The following is a 14,639-nucleotide window of genomic DNA, read 5'->3' as shown; positions in this document are numbered from 1 at the left end:
GCGATAAAAAGTAGCGACGGAAAAAATCAAAAGGGACAACGTCATGAGTTCAACTAGCCGCGACCCCCAGGTCGTTGTGGAGGTATTGTCAGAAGCCCTCCCCTACATCCAGCAGTTTTCGGGCAAAACGGTCGTCGTTAAATATGGTGGCAACGCCATGACAGAAGACACCTTGATCGATTCGTTCGCGCGCAACATCGTGCTGATGAAAGAGGTCGGCATTAACCCGGTCGTCGTCCATGGGGGCGGGCCACAAATTGGCAGCCTGCTGGAAAAACTGAATATCGAATCGCGCTTTGTGAACGGCATGCGAGTCACTGACTCCCAAACCATGGATGTTGTGGAGATGGTCTTGGGAGGGTTGGTCAACAAAAGCATTGTTAACCTGATCAACCAAAGCGGTGGCAAAGCCATTGGCTTGACCGGTAAAGATGGCGCTCAAATTCGTGCTCGCCAGCTGAAAGTAGAGCACCAAAGTCCTGAGATGACCGCACCGGAAATTATCGACATTGGGCACGTAGGTGAAGTGGAGTCTATCTCCACCGACCTCATTGAGATGCTGGCCGCCAGAGACTTCATTCCGGTGATTGCCCCTATCGGGGTTGACGGTGAGGGACACAGCTATAACATCAATGCCGACCTAGTAGCAGGCAAACTGGCCGAGGCACTCAACGCTGAAAAACTGATGCTATTGACCAACGTCGCGGGCCTGATGAACAGTGAAGGAGAGGTGTTAACTGGACTAAGCACTGCTCAAGTTGACGCCTTAATCGCCGACGGCACGATTTATGGAGGCATGCTGCCAAAAATACGCTGTGCACTAGACGCGGTAAAAGGCGGCGTTAACAGCGCCCATATTATCGATGGCCGCGTCCCCCATGCCGTACTGCTGGAAATCTTTACCAATGCTGGGGTCGGCACCCTGATTACTGACGCAGGTTAACCGCGACGGAGGGCTAACGTCATGAGTGACGAACAAAAACCTCGCCGCCGCGAGCAAATCCTGCAAGCCTTAGCCGTTATGCTGGAAGAGGATAGCGGCAAACGCATTACAACCGCTGCGCTTGCCCGCCAGGTTGGCGTTTCGGAAGCAGCGCTGTATCGGCATTTCCCCAGCAAAGCGCGCATGTTTGAAGGTTTGATCGACTTTATTGAAGAAAGCATCTTTGCACGTATCACGCGTATTCTAGAAGACATCCCCGATGCGGCGTCTCGATGCGGCACTATTCTGGCTTTGCTTCTCGGCTTTGCCGAAAAGAACCCTGGGCTTGCCAGGGTACTGGGAGGCGACGTACTTACTGGCGAAACGGCCCGGCTGCGCCAGCGCGTTCACCAATTGTTTGAGCGCCTGGAAACCCAGTTAAAACAGATACTGCGGGAAGCTGAGCTGCGCGAAGGGCTACGCACCAGCATATCCGCTTCAGCAGCAGCCAACCTGCTGATCGCTCAGGCTGAAGGGCGTATTTCTCAGTATGTGCGCAGTGATTTCAAGCGCTTGCCGACCGAGTACTGGGAAGACCAGTGGGCACTTCTGTCTAGCCAACTGTTACAAGAAACCGTGCAACCGGCTTAGCAAGCGTCAACATATCAAGCGATCAGTTGTCCAATAAAAACGCCCCAAAGGCATTGCCTTTGGGGCGTGTATCTAACGTGCTTGTCAGCTATGAGTACTTACTTAAGCGGCGATAGCGTCGCCCATCTTCTGGCGCAGTTTTTTCATTGCGTTCTTTTCGAGCTGGCGGATGCGTTCAGCGCTGACGCCATAAACATCGGCCAAGTCGTGCAGTGTCGCTTTATTATCAGTGAGCCAGCGACGCTGCAGAATATCCCGCGAGCGCTCATCAAGCCCTTTCAAAGCTAGCTGTAAGCGACGCGTTGAATCTTCCTCAAAGTTGCTGTCTTCCAGCAGCGTTGCCGGATCAGCGGAAGCGTCATCTAAAAAATACGCCGGTGCTTGATAGGTGCTCTCTTCGTCGTCGCTAGGAGAGGCATCGAAGCCCGCATCGTAAGCCGACAGGCGGCCTTCCATATCGCGCACTACTTCTGGCTTTACGTTGAGGTCTTCCGCAATCGCGTTAACTTCATCGTTGTTCAGCCAGGCTAAGCGTTTTTTGGCGCTACGCAGGTTAAAAAACAACTTGCGCTGAGCTTTCGTGGTGGCAATTTTGACAATACGCCAGTTGCGCAGCACAAACTCATGAATTTCCGCTTTGATCCAATGCACGGCAAATGACACCAAGCGAACGCCCTGATTGGGGTCGAAGCGTTTAACGGCCTTCATTAGACCGACGTTACCTTCTTGAATCAGGTCAGCCTGTGGCAGACCATAACCTGAGTAACTGCGAGCAATATGCACAACAAAACGCAGGTGCGACAGCACCAAGCGGCGTGCTGCTTCTAAATCACCTTCGTCGTGGAGGCGGAATGCAAGCTCACGCTCTTCATCAACGCTTAATACGGGTATGCCGTTAACCGCTTGAATATAGCCGCCCAGATCGTGACCTGGAGAAAGCTGTCCCACCGGTAGAAGACTAGTGCTCATGTGCAGGTGGTCTCCCTTAAAACCTATCATGGTTGATGTGTTGAAGTGAGTGCCTCAACCATCATCTGTTAACTCTAAGACCTTAGCCTAAGCATAAGGTTCACATGACCGATGCATTCACTGCATAAGACACAAAATGGGGTGGAAATCCCCGTTACTGACCGCATAACACACATAATCAACGCGGCCGTATACTAGAGAGATGGCGTGTAACAGCCAACCAAGCTCCTAGCCAGCCCAGTAGTGTACTGCAAGATAGCAGAATTGTAGAGCCTGTCACGTCCAACTGCGGCAATACAAAGCTCGCCCCATAGCTTGCAGCCAGAGCTGCAACGGGCATCGACAACCAATGGTTGCCAAGCCCCAACAACCCCAGCGCCAGCAGGCCGCCCCCAACACCGTACCAAGCCCCGCTATATAGAAAGGGCCTCCGAACAAAGGCATGGGTCGCGCCAATAAGCATCACCACTTCGATTTCTCTCCGTCGGCTTTCAACCGAAAGACGAATAGTGTTGCCCACCACCAGCAGCACACCACAGCCAAATAGCACACCAAGCGCGAGCGCCACCCGTCGCCCAAGATCCGCCAAATGACGTAAACGCTCTACCCACGCCAAATCTACGCGCACTTCGTCTACCCCAGAGAACGCTTCCAAACGCTGTGCCAGCTGTGCCATAGCGGCGGGTTCAACGCTCTGCGGGTAAATCACAATACTGGCTGGCAGGGGGTTATCTTCAAGCCCTGCCAGGGTATCTTCAATACCAAGGGACTGCTGAAACTCAACCATACCTTGCTCTGCGCTGATAAGGCGGGTCGTTTCGACGCCCTCGTCCGCAATGACGGCCTCTTCAATGCGAGTGGACTGCGCAGCGTCTACGGTCGTTTCCAGATAAACGGTGAGGGTTGCACTCTCATCAAGTTCTGCGTCTAGCAACTTGGCGCTATCCAAGGTTAACCAAAGTGCCGCAGGCAAAACTAACGCAATAGCGATGGCCAGCATGGTTAGCAAATTACCCACAGGATGACGTACCAGGCGATAAAGGCTATCCAATGCCATTGCACGGTGATGGCGTCCCCAGGCGCGTAAGCGACTGCTAAAGCGTGTTTGCTGTGAACGCGCCCCGCGCCGCTCGGCGGGTGGCTCACTGGAGGTTCTGGCCGCTTGTCGCTTACCCTTGGGCGCTGCACCTGTAGAACGGGGTGTCGCAGCACGTTTCATACGGCCCCCTCATCTGCCACCAGACGGCCATCCCGCAAACGCAAAATTCGGTGGCGCAGCCGCGCAATCAGCGCTAAGTCGTGACTGGCAATCATCACGGTGGTCCCGATACGATTAAAGTCTTCAAACAGCGCCATAATGTCGGCAGAAAGCTGTGGGTCTAAGTTACCGGTAGGCTCATCGGCCAGTAACAGGGCTGGCTTATTAACCACCGCGCGAGCAATTCCCACACGCTGCTGCTCACCGCCAGAAAGCTCTACCGGCAGCGCTTTTTCGCGGTGTAAAAGTCCGACTTTATCCAGCGCAGCACGAACGCGCCGCGCTGCTTCTCGCGGCTCCACCCCTTGAATTTCGAGCGGCAGAGATACATTACGGAACACGCTGCGATCAAACAGCAATTGGTGATCTTGAAACACCACACCAATTTGCCGACGGTAAAACGGCACTTGGCTGGCATGGAGCTCGGCAATATCGTGCCCTGCCACCACTACCCGACCACGACTGGGCTTTTCGAGACGCATAATCAGTCGCAGCAACGAGCTTTTACCAGCACCAGAATGCCCGGTCAGGAACACCATTTCGCCTCTTGCAACGCGAAAATTCAGGTGCGCTAGCGCCTCAAAGCGCCCTCCATAGCGCTTACCCACATGTTCAAAAGCGATCATGCGCGGCCATCATCCCCTTGCCGGTCAAACAGCGCGTTAACAAAATCATCTGCCTCGAAGGGGCGGAGGTCATCCAGGCCCTCGCCCACGCCAATAAAGCGAATCGGTGTTTTTAGCTGCTTCGCTAATGCGAAAATAATTCCGCCTTTGGCGGTACCGTCCAGCTTCGTCAATGTGATGCCACTGATCGGCACAGCATCGTTAAATGTGCTGGCCTGGGAAATGGCGTTTTGCCCAGTCCCTGCATCTAGCACCAACATCACCTCATGGGGAGCGGTGCTATCCAGCTTTTGCATGACGCGATGGACTTTTTTCAGCTCTTCCATCAGATGACTTTTGTTGTGCAGCCGCCCTGCCGTGTCGGCAATCAGCACGTCTACCCCTCGCGCTTTGGCAGCCGCAACGGCGTCGTAAATCACTGAAGCACTATCAGCGCCTGTGTGCTGCGCAATCACCGGGGCGTTGTTACGTTCGCCCCACACTTTAAGCTGTTCACCCGCCGCTGCACGGAAGGTGTCACCTGCAGCGAGCATGACGCTTTTACCTTCACGCTGAAAACGCTGGGTCAGCTTGCCGATAGTCGTCGTTTTACCTACGCCGTTAACACCTACCACGAGAATGACAAAAGGCCCATCGCTGTCTTTTTCAAAATTTAGCGGCGTCGCTACCGGCGCCAGCATCGACGCCAACTCCTCCTGCAAACCGCGATAAAGCGCTTCCGGGTTATTCAGCTCTTTGCGCGAAACGCGCGCTTCAAGGCGCTCAATAATCTCGCTGGTGGCTTCAATGCCTACATCTGCCATGAGCAGTTGGGTTTCAAGATCTTCCAACAGCTCATCATCGATCTGTTTTTTGCCCAAAAACAGGTCGGCAATACCATCGGTTAGATTGGCGCGAGTTTTGCCGAGCCCTGACTTAATTCGTGCGAACCAACCTTTCTTTTCACCTTTTTCAGCCACAGGCTTCTCTTGAAGAGCCGGTTTAGGCGCTGTCATTGTGACTGGGTCTGGTTCTGGTTCTGGTTCTGGTTCTGGTTCTGGTTCTGGTTCTGGTTCTGGTTCTGAAACGGAGCCTAGCTCGGACTCAGATTCTAGTTCTGATTCACTTACCTGTGCCTTCTCGGCGGTTTCTTCTACAGGCGCCTTATGCTCGGGTAGCGTAGCTTCAGTCGCTGGCGTTTCTTGTGCAACTTCCTCCGTTGGCGAGGCCTGCCCTGCTTCATGCTCTAGCGCTGGCTCTTTGGTAACCTCTACTTCGCCATGCTCCTCCTGAGACAGCGCCTGCTGATCTTGCTGCTCCTGCTGGGAGTCGTGCTTTTTCTTACGTTTGAAAAAACCGAACATAGGTGTCATCCGACTAAATAGGTGAACATTGCGATTATCCTACCACTGCAGACCAAGACTTTGGATAAGTAGCCCGCTACAATCCGCGTTATGAAACGACAACGCTCTTCTCGCCCCTCTACTTCTCGCTCATCGACGGCGCGGCGCGGGCCTACCAAACCGCCAGGTAAGCTTCGCATCATCGGCGGCGATTTTCGCCGCCGTCAGCTTCCCGTACTTGACCATCCCGGGCTTCGACCAACTCCTGACCGCGTGCGTGAAACGCTGTTTAACTGGCTAGGACAGCACCTGTTTGGCAAACAAGTGCTTGATCTCTTTGCAGGCACGGGAGCGCTCGGGCTTGAAGCACTTTCCCGAGGCGCCAGCCACGTTACATTTGTCGAGCGCGACGCCCGGGTAGCCGCGCAGATTAGTGAAAATATTATCACCCTTGGAGCCAGTAATGGTCGGGTGGTCTCCACCGACACGCTCACTTTTCTCAATCAACCCTGCCAACCTGCGGATGTCGTCTTTCTTGACCCGCCATTTCATCAAGGATTAGCCGTTTCTTGCTGCTCAGCGTTAGAAACCGGTCGCTGGCTTGCAGACGATGCCATGATTTACCTGGAAACTGAAAAGTCGCTCTCTCCAGAAGTGCCTAGTAACTGGCAGCTTTATCGGGAAACCCAGGCAGGCGAAAGTACCGCCCGCCTCTATCTTCGTAAACCCGTGTAAACTGCGCTTGCCGCAATCTTGCAGCGGCGTTACGCTCGCCCAACTGAATTACGATTTTGTCCCCGTTATGACAGGTAGTGTGCCTGTCGACATTATTGGAGGTAGGCATGAGCCTTGAGTTATTTAACCAGTTGGAACAGAAAATCACCGACACCGTTGAGGCGTTGGAATTGATGAAGCTTGAAAATGAAGAACTGCGTGGCGAAAACGCTCTGCTAAAACAGGAGCGTGAGGAGTGGGAGCGTCGATTACAGGGCGTGCTCAGAAAATTTGAAGACATCGAAAGCGATAGCGTGTCTTAAAGCAAGCGCGACATCAGTAGCGCATCTTCTCGCCCGGCCGCACCCTGTGCAGCCGGGTAATAACCTCGGCGCCGACCATCTTCATTAAACTCGTAGTGTTGATAGAGCCTTATCGCACGCTGGTTACTTGCCCGCACTTCGAGCAGTAGGCGCTCGCTTTGCCACTGCCTAGCACAGGCGACCACTTCGCCAATCAGCTTGCCACCGATTCCCTGACCCTGCTGTTGAGGGAGCACTCCAATCGCTTGAAGCTCTGCCTCAAATGGCAAACGAACCACGATGGCATAGCCAAGTAATATATCGCCAACGGACACATGGCCAACCGGTGCTGGTGGTTGCCAGTAACCAATCACCTGTGAATTAGGGTCGTCTAGCGCATCGTGGAGATGCTGCGAGCTTATGCCACTGTTAGCTTGTGCTTCTAAGGCCTGTAACTCAGCGCTGTTAGCAACGCTTAATGGGCTTATCACTGTGTGGTGACCTCAGCACGCCACAGCTCTCGAAGCGACACCAGCGCAGGCCAAAGCTTACGTTTGGCACTCGCATGCTCGGCAAGTGTTTTCAAAGCCGGTCCTTGCCACACGGGCAGCGACAGCGTTTGGCTCTGTTGCTGGCTAACCGCCATGACCCGCACCAAGGGAGAATCGTCGGGTAGTTCGTCAGCGCCCCACCACAACAGACGCTCCAACTGCCATCCTTGTCTCCCAGCCGCACCCGCGATAAAGGCGGCTACCCCTTCTTGCGCCTCTTCCAACGGCTCTTCCGGCATAAACGTGTTCGCCATTGGCGGCCATTTAAAGTACGTCACCGCAGGCATCTCGCCGCTCAACATGCCTGCCCCCCGAAGTATATTAGCCAGCAGTTGCTGTTCAGTAGGCGTTATTTCACCCTCATGAAGGCTTAACCATCGTCCTCCAATACAAACGCAGGAGAGACTGAATGTTAGCGGTTCGGCTTTGCTAACAGCCTGTTTTTCCGGCGTAGCGTTTTCCTGCGTAGAAATTTCCAGTGTAGAAGCAATGGGCACTTCGACTGGCGTGCTATCAGCAGCCGGTGGCTGTCCAAGCAGCGCACGCACTGCAGCGGGGGCCGAAGAGGATGCCCCCCCATCCACATTAGCCGGCTGGCTACGCAGGCGCGGTGCAGGCACGTCGTCCAACAGCGCGTGAAGACGCTCTCGCGGCGGGGTGGCAGCAGGCGCATCTTCCCATTCGCACGCCTCGGTGAGTCGCGCATTAGGCAGTTGATATCGGGATGTCCAGGCAGTTATACCCATTGCATCCAAATACTGCCTGCGAATAACGTCTGGCGTCACTGGCCGCCGCCACGACAGTTAGGCGAATTAGGGCGTTCGCCGCCACGTGCCTGCCACTCTTTTGGAGTGTAAAGATGCAATGCTAATGCATGCACGGGGCCAGACAACTCATCGGCAAGCAACGCGTAAATCTGCTGGTGTCGCTTCACTGGCATCATGCCATCAAAGCTATCGCTTACCAGGGTGACTTTAAAGTGTGTCTCAGCGTTAGCCGGCACGTTATGCATGTGGCTTTCATTTTCTACGTGCAGCACGTCGGGCGTTAACGCCGCTAACTTCTGCTCAATCTGTGTCTGCATCGCCATGAGTGCTTTCTCCTTCAATCAGCATCCGATCTATTGTACGCCCTTACTTGCTAACAGACGATGCCCGCCGCTCAATGAGAGCACGCTGGGCCAGCGCCACCCGGGAAAGGCTTGCTACCAGCGCTAGCAGCGTAGTGCCCGCTCCCAGCCATAAAGTTACCTGGACGGGTGAACCCAGCGCCAAGGCTGCACCCACCAAGGCCACCCCAAACGATTGCCCAACGGTACGGGTGGTGCTCATCACACCAGATACGTTGGCGCTTCGCTCAGGTGGAAGACTCCCCATCATTTCACGATTGTTAGGTGGCTGAAACAGACCAAACCCGATGCCACACAACGCCGTGCGCCACAGGCTGCCTGCCACGCCAGTGGATTCATCCACGAGCGCTAGCGCCACTAACCCCATAATCAGCAGCACCAAGCCTACGCTTGAAAGTAGGCTGGGATTAATCCGATCAGCCAAACGACCTGCCAGCGGACCAACCACCATAATCGCTAACGGCCATGGGGTGAACAGCCATGCCGTTTCAAGCGGCGAGAACCCCATCTGCTCCTGATAAAAAAACGATAGCGCGACAAACGTTAGCCCCTGGCCGATAAAGGCCAGACCAGACGCTGAACCAGCCAGCGTAAAGCGTTTTTCAGCAAATATACTCAGCGGTAACAGCGGATAAGGCGCGTGGCGCTGGCGTTGAATAAACAGCGTACAGGCCAGCACAGCTACCACCGCCCAGCCACCGCTTTGCCACAGTGGTGCGGCGTGGCCGACTGCGTCCATGGCGAGAAAAAAACTGGCGAGCATCAACATAGACAGAAGCGCACCCAGCACATCAAAGCTACCCTGACGTGGCTTATCTCTAGGCAGCGCACGACTGGAAAGCCACAACGAACAAACACCAAGTGGAACATTGAGCGCGAATAGCCAGGGCCAGTCGGCAAACGAGAGGATAACACCACTCAGCGTGGGGCCTGCCGCGTAGCCACCGGCTAACACTAATGCGCTCAGCCCCAAAGCGCTACCCAATAAGCGTGACGGAAAAATCGCCCGATACAGCGACGGGCCGATAGACAGCGTGGCCGCCGCTCCCAAACCTTGTAAAGCGCGAAACACCAGCAATGTTTCTAAGTTACGCGATAGGGCCGCTCCCAATGCCGCCACTACGAAGGTAGCCAGGCCGATTAAATAGAGCCGTCTTCGGGTCACCAACTCGCTGATGCCTGCAAACACGAGCAGAAAAGCCGCACAGACCACCTGGAACACATTGGTGATCCATACTGCTCTAGAGGCGGATATATTCAGGTCTGCGGCAATCGTCGGGAGGGCCAAATTAATCATGGTGGTGTCGACTACCGCCATCAGCGTGCCGGTGACGAGTGCCATTACGGCTAGCGTACGCGCAGGCCCAGGCAAACCGTCGTCACCCGCCCGAGTTTCAAACAATCGCATGGTGGTTCGTTCCTAAACTGCACCATTAAAAACAATAAAACCGGCCTGAGCCGGTTCCACAATACGCTTACATCAAGACGGCAATACGCTAGTCTTGCTCGTTGTCGAGCAGAAGTGCGTCGTCAACTTCAGAAATTTCAAGTGCGGTTTCGTCGTCAAGATCAATTGCAAGGTAGCTATGCTCAATGCGTAAAAAGTCTTGAAATAGTGACCAGTCAAGCTTTTCTGGCCATTGGCGCTCATCCTCTTCCCAGGCACGCAACTCGGTCTCTAGGATTTCTGCGTAACGCTCATGAACAAACGTTTCAAGCGCTTCGGGGGTATCCATCTCTGGGATAAGGTACACCGTACTTTCACGTTCGACGTCGTCCAGGGTCAGGTCGTCGTCTCCCATGGTGGGTTCGAGCGCATTGATCCAGTCCACGAAGGTCTGGGTCGGCCTGACGCTCAGGGCAGAGCGATTTAGCAGTTTCATGGGATTCTCCTCGCCGTCGAAACGTTGACCATTATGGGTGCTAAAGGATTAGTTTGCCATCGATGCAGGCGCAATATCGATTCATTCGGTAAAATGCGGAAGAATTTATAGTTAACGACACACCGTTACTCATCGGCAGGGGTGTTACAGTCTTAAGCCGAATAGACTATTAGGATACGCTCAATGAATACACAGACACGACTTGAAGCGATTAAACGCAGCGTGGAACAGAACGAGCTTAACTGGCCTAACGCTGACATCACCCTCGACCAGGACAACGATTCATTGGTGTTTACGCTCAAGGACTACGGCGACTTACCTGTTACCCTGACGTATTCCGACGAAGAATGGCTGGGGATGACTGAAGTGGCTCCTACCAGCGCAGTTGAGGATATCAACTCGTTCAACGATGCTTTGTTACGCTTGGGCATGGCTCTTCCGCTGGTCAGCGTTGGCATCCACACCCTGGTTGACGAAGATTACTATGTGGTCTACGGCCAGTTGTTTGCAGATTGCAAACTCGAAGCCATCAGCGCAGAAGTTGAAGCCTGCGCTCAGGCCGCACTGGAAATTGCCGATTTAATCGACTGACCTAATCGACTCACTAGTTAAGGAGTTACCCAATGTTACTACGCAAAATATTTACCGCCCTGCGCGGCAAAGCCACTGAAACCGGCGAAGCGATTGTCGATAGTCAGGGGATTCGTATTATGGAACAGGAATTGCGTGACGCCAAAACAGCAATGAACCGGGCTAATGAAGAGCTCACTACCATTATGGCTAGGCGCAACCTTGCCGCCAAGGAAGTAGATACGCTGTCGGATAAAATGGCCGAGTATGAAAAAAGCGCCATGGCAGCGCTTGAGAAAGGCGAGCAGAGCCTAGCTGAAGAAGTTGCGGGAGAAATTGCCCGTCTGGAAAGCGAGCGAGAAATCGCTCAGGCCAATGTCACCCAGTACGATGGCACCATCGAAGCGCTGAAGTCGACCATCGCTAAATCTAAAGGTGAAATCCGCCGCGTTGAGCAGCAGATGTCCCACGTCAAAGCCACTGAAGCCGCGCAAAAAGCACAGGCTGCCGTTGCCTCTCAACACGCTGGCCAAAATGCCAGCATGAACAGCGCTGTTGCCTCCCTTGAGCGCATTAAAGAGCGCCAAGCTCTGCAAGCTGAAAAGCTCAAGATCGGTGAATCAATGCAAGCGCAGGATTCCGGTGCCGACTTGGAAGCACGCCTTTCCCAGGCAGGTATCGGCAAGCAGCAAACCTCGGGAAGCGATGTACTGGCTCGCCTAAAGGCGAAACAAAATGCCGGCAACTGAGTGCCAGCGTTAACACTACCGACTGAACGCAAGGAAGACTGACGCCATGCCAGTGCTACAACAGCTACTGAAAGTTTTGAAAGCCTCTACAATTAACGTCAGTTGGACGTTTCTGTTGATGCTAGCGCTGGCTCATATGACAACCTCGTGGCTGCTCATGGGGCTCACCGGCGAAGAGGTCACGGGTTCACTGTCGCTGTGGCTGTATTTTTACGTCGTTACGGCGTCCACCGTGGGCTACGGAGACTTCTCACCGGCCTCTACCGCGGGGCAACTGATCGCTGTGTTTTATCTGATCCCGGGCGGCATTTCGCTGTTTGCTGCCCTGATCGGTAAAGCAACCGTCACGGTGGGCAATTTTTGGAGGCAGCAAATGCAAGGAAAAGGCGATTACAGCGACCTTACTGGTCACACGGTGGTGCTGGGCTGGCACGGAGAAACCACTGAAAAGATCATTGATATTCTCAAAGCTGATCGGCAGGTCCCCGATGAAATCGTGCTGTGTGTCACAAAAGATATTAACAACCCACGTCCGGGTGATTTAAAGTTCGTCAAGGGTGATAGCTTCGCCAATATGGAGCTCCTCAAGCGCGCAGGCGTTGAAAACGCTAGCCGTATTATTATCTATGACGGCAGCGATGAACGCGTGGCTACCGTAGCGCTTTCCGCTTATAGCCTGAAATCCCCTGGCTGCCACATCGTTGCCCACTGCGAAAACCCCAATACCGCAGCTATGTTGCGCCGAACATTGCCGGGCATCGAATGCACAGAGGCCATGGCACTGGAAATGTTGGTGCGCTCAGCCACCGATGCAGGCATTAGCCGCGTCGTTAATGAGCTGCTCGCGGTGAATCATGGCGCCACTCAGTACCAAACGCAGCTGCAAGATATTCCTAAAGGCAGCACATTTGGCCAACTATTTAATCAGGCCAAGGAAGCTCATAATGCCACTCTGCTGGGCGTTACTTCCGGCAGCGACGAGGCGAACATGCTCAACCCGCCCTCCACCCGTGAGCTGAGTGATGGCGATGTGCTGTATTACATGGCCTATGAGCGTCTGACGTCGGCACATTTTTCATCACTGCTGGCATGACACCCATCCGTTTCGTGGAGGTCCATCACCATGCTTGGTTCACTTAAATCATTATTCCGTTCCAACAGTAAAAGCGTGCAGCAAAAGCATGCCAGCGAAACCGCCCAGCGCTCTAACGGCCTGCCGGCGGGCATGACCCCAGATGACTTTAATGGCCTGCGGCTTGGCGGTATGGTGTCGCTCAATATGCTGTCGCTGAAAGCGTTTGATAGCCTGAATTTTGATGCTAGTTGGAGCGGCGCGGCGCAAGAGATAGCCGCGGTCGGCGTCGTCGAACTCGGCCAGGGCGAACAGCTCGCGCGCTTTTATCTGGAGAATGACACCTGGATTCAAGCCTCTATTGCCAACGGCAAGGTGTTTGAATACAAACTGTTCGACTTCCTGTCGTCACAACATGTTTCTAATCTTGAATTTGATGGCCTGATCAATCAACCGGATAGCCACACCCCGGCCCACCCACTTGGTAAGAGCAGCTTTACGCTGGAAGCTAGCGATGACATTCAAGATGATCTTAAACGCTATCAGCGCGTATGGGGCGCTGAAAACAGCGAATGGTCAGCCCCCGTTGTGCTTGAGGAAACGGTGACTCGCGCCGATGGCAGCGGAATTTCCCAAGTCACGCATCACTGCATGCTCTATGAACGTCATGATCAAGCCTCAGAGCGTTTTGAATATATCCTGCTCAGTGCTGAAGCCGATGAATTGGAAGGCAGCTACCAGCTAGTCACCAGCCTGGGCATCGATATCAGCGCAGTAATAATCGAAGCGCATTGATGGCTACCTGCCAGACGCTCTGACCAACATTCATCACTTACGATTCACCACTTACGATTGACGACTAAAAAGGAAACGATAATGGGCAATATCGGTATGTACTTGGCAGGCCTGCCAGCGTTTTTCGCCTACCTGATCACCGCCGCCATACTGCTGGTAGCGTTCATGGTCGCGTACAGCAAGATTACCCCGCATCATGAATGGAAGCTGATCCAGGAAGGCAACGCCGCTGCAGCAACCGCCTTTGGCGGCGCCACCCTAGGCTTTACCATACCGCTCTACAGCGCTATGGCGAACAGCGTGAGTTTCATTGATTTTATCGCCTGGGGCATCATTGCCTTTATCGTGCAGATTGTTACCTTCTTTGCCATCAAGCTGGTACTGAAAAGCAAAGGGCAGAGCCTTTCCGGACATATTACCGACGGCCACGTGGCATATGGCATTTTCGCGGCAACCATCGCTATCGCGGTTGGCCTGCTCAACGCAGCGTCCATGATCTGGTAAAGGGAGACATCCATGCAATCATCTAACCAGCCACCGCGCCGCAAGCGCAGTTCTCGGCTGACCCTGGCCTTGATGGGCGCGGCCGGCACAGCCGCGTTAGCCGGCTGCGGGCAGTCATCCCCGCCGCAAGACACTCTATCGGATGTCAACTTCTCCGAACCCAAGGCCTACCAGAACATAGACGAGTGCGTAGCGGACGAGCTTTACACGCGCACCGCCTGTGAAGCAGCGTTTACAGCAGCCGTTGAAGCCGTTCCACGCTTTGACTCTTTGGAAGCTTGCGAACAGGTACATGGCGAAGGCGCCTGTGAGCCACCGCCTCAATCGGCTCAGCAGGGTCAGGGTGGCAGCTGGTTTGGCCCTGCGCTGATGGGCTATATGGTTGGCAATATGATGGCGAACCGTAATGGCGCGCGGGTACAAAGCCTGTACCAAGAACCGGTCTACCGTACCCGCCAGAATCGCGGCGACTGGAACGCTGCATCGTCTTCCGCCTCGTCACGGGTAGATCAACGTAATCAGGCCTTCCGCTCATCGGTTATGCAGTCCAACCAACGGGCGACTCAACGCTCTGGATTCGGTTCGCGCTCCAGCGCACGGGGTGGGTTTGGCTCCTAAGCTA

19 protein-coding genes are annotated in these 14,639 nt (G+C 54.2%); 10 read left to right on the top strand and 9 right to left on the bottom strand.

Going from position 1 to position 14,639, the window contains the following annotated elements:
* Positions 1 to 43: 43 nt before the first annotated feature.
* Complete coding sequence (argB, locus tag REH51_RS11530; protein WP_009724121.1) at positions 44 to 943, top strand: acetylglutamate kinase; 900 nt, start codon at positions 44 to 46, stop codon at positions 941 to 943.
* A gap of 21 nt (positions 944 to 964) precedes the next feature.
* Complete coding sequence (gene slmA, locus REH51_RS11525) at positions 965 to 1,573, top strand: nucleoid occlusion factor SlmA (protein ID WP_009724120.1); 609 nt, start codon at positions 965 to 967, stop codon at positions 1,571 to 1,573.
* A gap of 102 nt (positions 1,574 to 1,675) precedes the next feature.
* Here slmA and rpoH read toward each other — a convergent pair whose 3' ends face one another.
* The 4 genes from rpoH to ftsY all read right to left on the bottom strand — a co-directional run bounded on the left by rpoH (position 1,676) and on the right by ftsY (position 5,769).
* The gene (rpoH, locus tag REH51_RS11520) at positions 1,676 to 2,542 is read right to left on the bottom strand and encodes an RNA polymerase sigma factor RpoH (RefSeq protein WP_009724119.1); all 867 of its coding nucleotides are present in this window, start codon (positions 2,540 to 2,542) and stop codon (positions 1,676 to 1,678) included.
* 178 nt (positions 2,543 to 2,720) lie between these two features.
* Positions 2,721 to 3,761 carry a permease-like cell division protein FtsX gene (gene ftsX, locus REH51_RS11515; RefSeq protein WP_009724118.1) on the bottom strand — a complete coding sequence of 347 codons (1,041 nt, stop codon included), beginning with the start codon at positions 3,759 to 3,761 and terminating at the stop codon, positions 2,721 to 2,723.
* On the bottom strand, positions 3,758 to 4,426 hold the full coding sequence (gene ftsE / locus REH51_RS11510) for a cell division ATP-binding protein FtsE (protein ID WP_009724117.1): 669 nt from the start codon (positions 4,424 to 4,426) through the stop codon (positions 3,758 to 3,760). The genes ftsX and ftsE overlap by 4 nt, the downstream gene beginning before the upstream one ends.
* The gene (ftsY, locus tag REH51_RS11505) at positions 4,423 to 5,769 is read right to left on the bottom strand and encodes a signal recognition particle-docking protein FtsY (protein ID WP_498935797.1); all 1,347 of its coding nucleotides are present in this window, start codon (positions 5,767 to 5,769) and stop codon (positions 4,423 to 4,425) included. Before ftsY ends, ftsE begins: the two co-directional genes overlap by 4 nt.
* 90 nt (positions 5,770 to 5,859) lie before the next feature.
* Here ftsY and rsmD point away from each other — a divergent pair, with 90 nt between their 5' ends.
* Together rsmD and zapB are read left to right on the top strand one after the other, a co-directional pair.
* Positions 5,860 to 6,483: a 16S rRNA (guanine(966)-N(2))-methyltransferase RsmD gene (gene rsmD, locus REH51_RS11500; RefSeq protein WP_009724115.1), complete on the top strand. Its 624-nt coding sequence runs from the start codon at positions 5,860 to 5,862 to the stop codon at positions 6,481 to 6,483.
* Between the two features lie 107 nt (positions 6,484 to 6,590).
* Positions 6,591 to 6,785: a cell division protein ZapB gene (gene zapB / locus REH51_RS11495; protein ID WP_009724114.1), complete on the top strand. Its 195-nt coding sequence runs from the start codon at positions 6,591 to 6,593 to the stop codon at positions 6,783 to 6,785.
* Here the strand turns inward: zapB and REH51_RS11490 are convergent.
* The 5 genes from REH51_RS11490 to REH51_RS11470 all read right to left on the bottom strand — a co-directional run bounded on the left by REH51_RS11490 (position 6,782) and on the right by REH51_RS11470 (position 10,327).
* The gene (locus REH51_RS11490; RefSeq protein ID WP_009724113.1) at positions 6,782 to 7,255 is read right to left on the bottom strand and encodes a GNAT family N-acetyltransferase; all 474 of its coding nucleotides are present in this window, start codon (positions 7,253 to 7,255) and stop codon (positions 6,782 to 6,784) included. The genes zapB and REH51_RS11490 overlap by 4 nt on opposite strands.
* Entirely contained in the window at positions 7,252 to 8,100 is an 849-nt protein-coding gene (locus REH51_RS11485; protein WP_009724112.1) for a hypothetical protein, read from the bottom strand. Before REH51_RS11485 ends, REH51_RS11490 begins: the two co-directional genes overlap by 4 nt.
* The gene (locus tag REH51_RS11480) at positions 8,097 to 8,405 is read right to left on the bottom strand and encodes a BolA family protein (protein ID WP_009724111.1); all 309 of its coding nucleotides are present in this window, start codon (positions 8,403 to 8,405) and stop codon (positions 8,097 to 8,099) included. The genes REH51_RS11485 and REH51_RS11480 overlap by 4 nt, the downstream gene beginning before the upstream one ends.
* A gap of 43 nt (positions 8,406 to 8,448) precedes the next feature.
* On the bottom strand, positions 8,449 to 9,852 hold the full coding sequence (locus REH51_RS11475; protein WP_498935796.1) for an MFS transporter: 1,404 nt from the start codon (positions 9,850 to 9,852) through the stop codon (positions 8,449 to 8,451).
* A gap of 88 nt (positions 9,853 to 9,940) precedes the next feature.
* Complete coding sequence (locus REH51_RS11470; protein WP_009724109.1) at positions 9,941 to 10,327, bottom strand: hypothetical protein; 387 nt, start codon at positions 10,325 to 10,327, stop codon at positions 9,941 to 9,943.
* Between the two features lie 183 nt (positions 10,328 to 10,510).
* On the opposite strand from REH51_RS11470, the gene REH51_RS11465 reads away from it, so the two are divergent.
* The 6 genes from REH51_RS11465 (at position 10,511) to REH51_RS11440 (ending at position 14,635) form a co-directional block, all read left to right on the top strand.
* Positions 10,511 to 10,918, top strand: coding sequence for a DUF2170 family protein (locus tag REH51_RS11465; protein WP_498935794.1), 408 nt, complete (start codon positions 10,511 to 10,513; stop codon positions 10,916 to 10,918).
* A gap of 32 nt (positions 10,919 to 10,950) precedes the next feature.
* Positions 10,951 to 11,646 (top strand): PspA/IM30 family protein, encoded by a 696-nt coding sequence (locus REH51_RS11460; protein WP_009724107.1) that lies wholly within the window; start codon positions 10,951 to 10,953, stop codon positions 11,644 to 11,646.
* Between the two features lie 46 nt (positions 11,647 to 11,692).
* The gene (locus REH51_RS11455) at positions 11,693 to 12,739 is read left to right on the top strand and encodes an ion channel (RefSeq protein ID WP_498935793.1); all 1,047 of its coding nucleotides are present in this window, start codon (positions 11,693 to 11,695) and stop codon (positions 12,737 to 12,739) included.
* A 30-nt stretch (positions 12,740 to 12,769) separates the two neighbouring features.
* Positions 12,770 to 13,513, top strand: a complete 744-nt coding sequence (locus REH51_RS11450) for a DUF2491 family protein (RefSeq protein ID WP_009724105.1) — start codon at positions 12,770 to 12,772, stop codon at positions 13,511 to 13,513.
* Between the two features lie 81 nt (positions 13,514 to 13,594).
* Positions 13,595 to 14,017 (top strand): DUF350 domain-containing protein, encoded by a 423-nt coding sequence (locus REH51_RS11445; RefSeq protein ID WP_009724104.1) that lies wholly within the window; start codon positions 13,595 to 13,597, stop codon positions 14,015 to 14,017.
* A gap of 12 nt (positions 14,018 to 14,029) precedes the next feature.
* Positions 14,030 to 14,635 carry a DUF1190 domain-containing protein gene (locus REH51_RS11440; protein WP_009724103.1) on the top strand — a complete coding sequence of 202 codons (606 nt, stop codon included), beginning with the start codon at positions 14,030 to 14,032 and terminating at the stop codon, positions 14,633 to 14,635.
* Positions 14,636 to 14,639: the final 4 nt, after the last annotated feature.

The sequence above is a fragment of the Halomonas bluephagenesis genome, from assembly GCF_054790765.1.
Note: the sequence above shows the minus strand (reverse complement) of the source record. Positions and strands in the feature narration are given on the sequence as shown.

Bases quoted from the DNA above. Each gene is read 5' to 3' on its own strand.
- argB (WP_009724121.1), top strand. From the start codon at position 44: ATGAGTTCAACTAGCCGCGACCCCCAGGTCGTTGTGGAGGTATTGTCA.
- slmA (WP_009724120.1), top strand. From the start codon at position 965: ATGAGTGACGAACAAAAACCTCGCCGCCGCGAGCAAATCCTGCAAGCC.
- rpoH (WP_009724119.1), bottom strand. From the start codon at position 2,542: ATGAGCACTAGTCTTCTACCGGTGGGACAGCTTTCTCCAGGTCACGAT.
- ftsX (WP_009724118.1), bottom strand. From the start codon at position 3,761: ATGAAACGTGCTGCGACACCCCGTTCTACAGGTGCAGCGCCCAAGGGT.
- ftsE (WP_009724117.1), bottom strand. From the start codon at position 4,426: ATGATCGCTTTTGAACATGTGGGTAAGCGCTATGGAGGGCGCTTTGAG.
- ftsY (WP_498935797.1), bottom strand. From the start codon at position 5,769: ATGTTCGGTTTTTTCAAACGTAAGAAAAAGCACGACTCCCAGCAGGAG.
- rsmD (WP_009724115.1), top strand. From the start codon at position 5,860: ATGAAACGACAACGCTCTTCTCGCCCCTCTACTTCTCGCTCATCGACG.
- zapB (WP_009724114.1), top strand. From the start codon at position 6,591: ATGAGCCTTGAGTTATTTAACCAGTTGGAACAGAAAATCACCGACACC.
- REH51_RS11480 (WP_009724111.1), bottom strand. From the start codon at position 8,405: ATGGCGATGCAGACACAGATTGAGCAGAAGTTAGCGGCGTTAACGCCC.
- REH51_RS11475 (WP_498935796.1), bottom strand. From the start codon at position 9,852: ATGCGATTGTTTGAAACTCGGGCGGGTGACGACGGTTTGCCTGGGCCT.
- REH51_RS11470 (WP_009724109.1), bottom strand. From the start codon at position 10,327: ATGAAACTGCTAAATCGCTCTGCCCTGAGCGTCAGGCCGACCCAGACC.
- REH51_RS11465 (WP_498935794.1), top strand. From the start codon at position 10,511: ATGAATACACAGACACGACTTGAAGCGATTAAACGCAGCGTGGAACAG.
- REH51_RS11460 (WP_009724107.1), top strand. From the start codon at position 10,951: ATGTTACTACGCAAAATATTTACCGCCCTGCGCGGCAAAGCCACTGAA.
- REH51_RS11455 (WP_498935793.1), top strand. From the start codon at position 11,693: ATGCCAGTGCTACAACAGCTACTGAAAGTTTTGAAAGCCTCTACAATT.
- REH51_RS11450 (WP_009724105.1), top strand. From the start codon at position 12,770: ATGCTTGGTTCACTTAAATCATTATTCCGTTCCAACAGTAAAAGCGTG.
- REH51_RS11445 (WP_009724104.1), top strand. From the start codon at position 13,595: ATGGGCAATATCGGTATGTACTTGGCAGGCCTGCCAGCGTTTTTCGCC.
- REH51_RS11440 (WP_009724103.1), top strand. From the start codon at position 14,030: ATGCAATCATCTAACCAGCCACCGCGCCGCAAGCGCAGTTCTCGGCTG.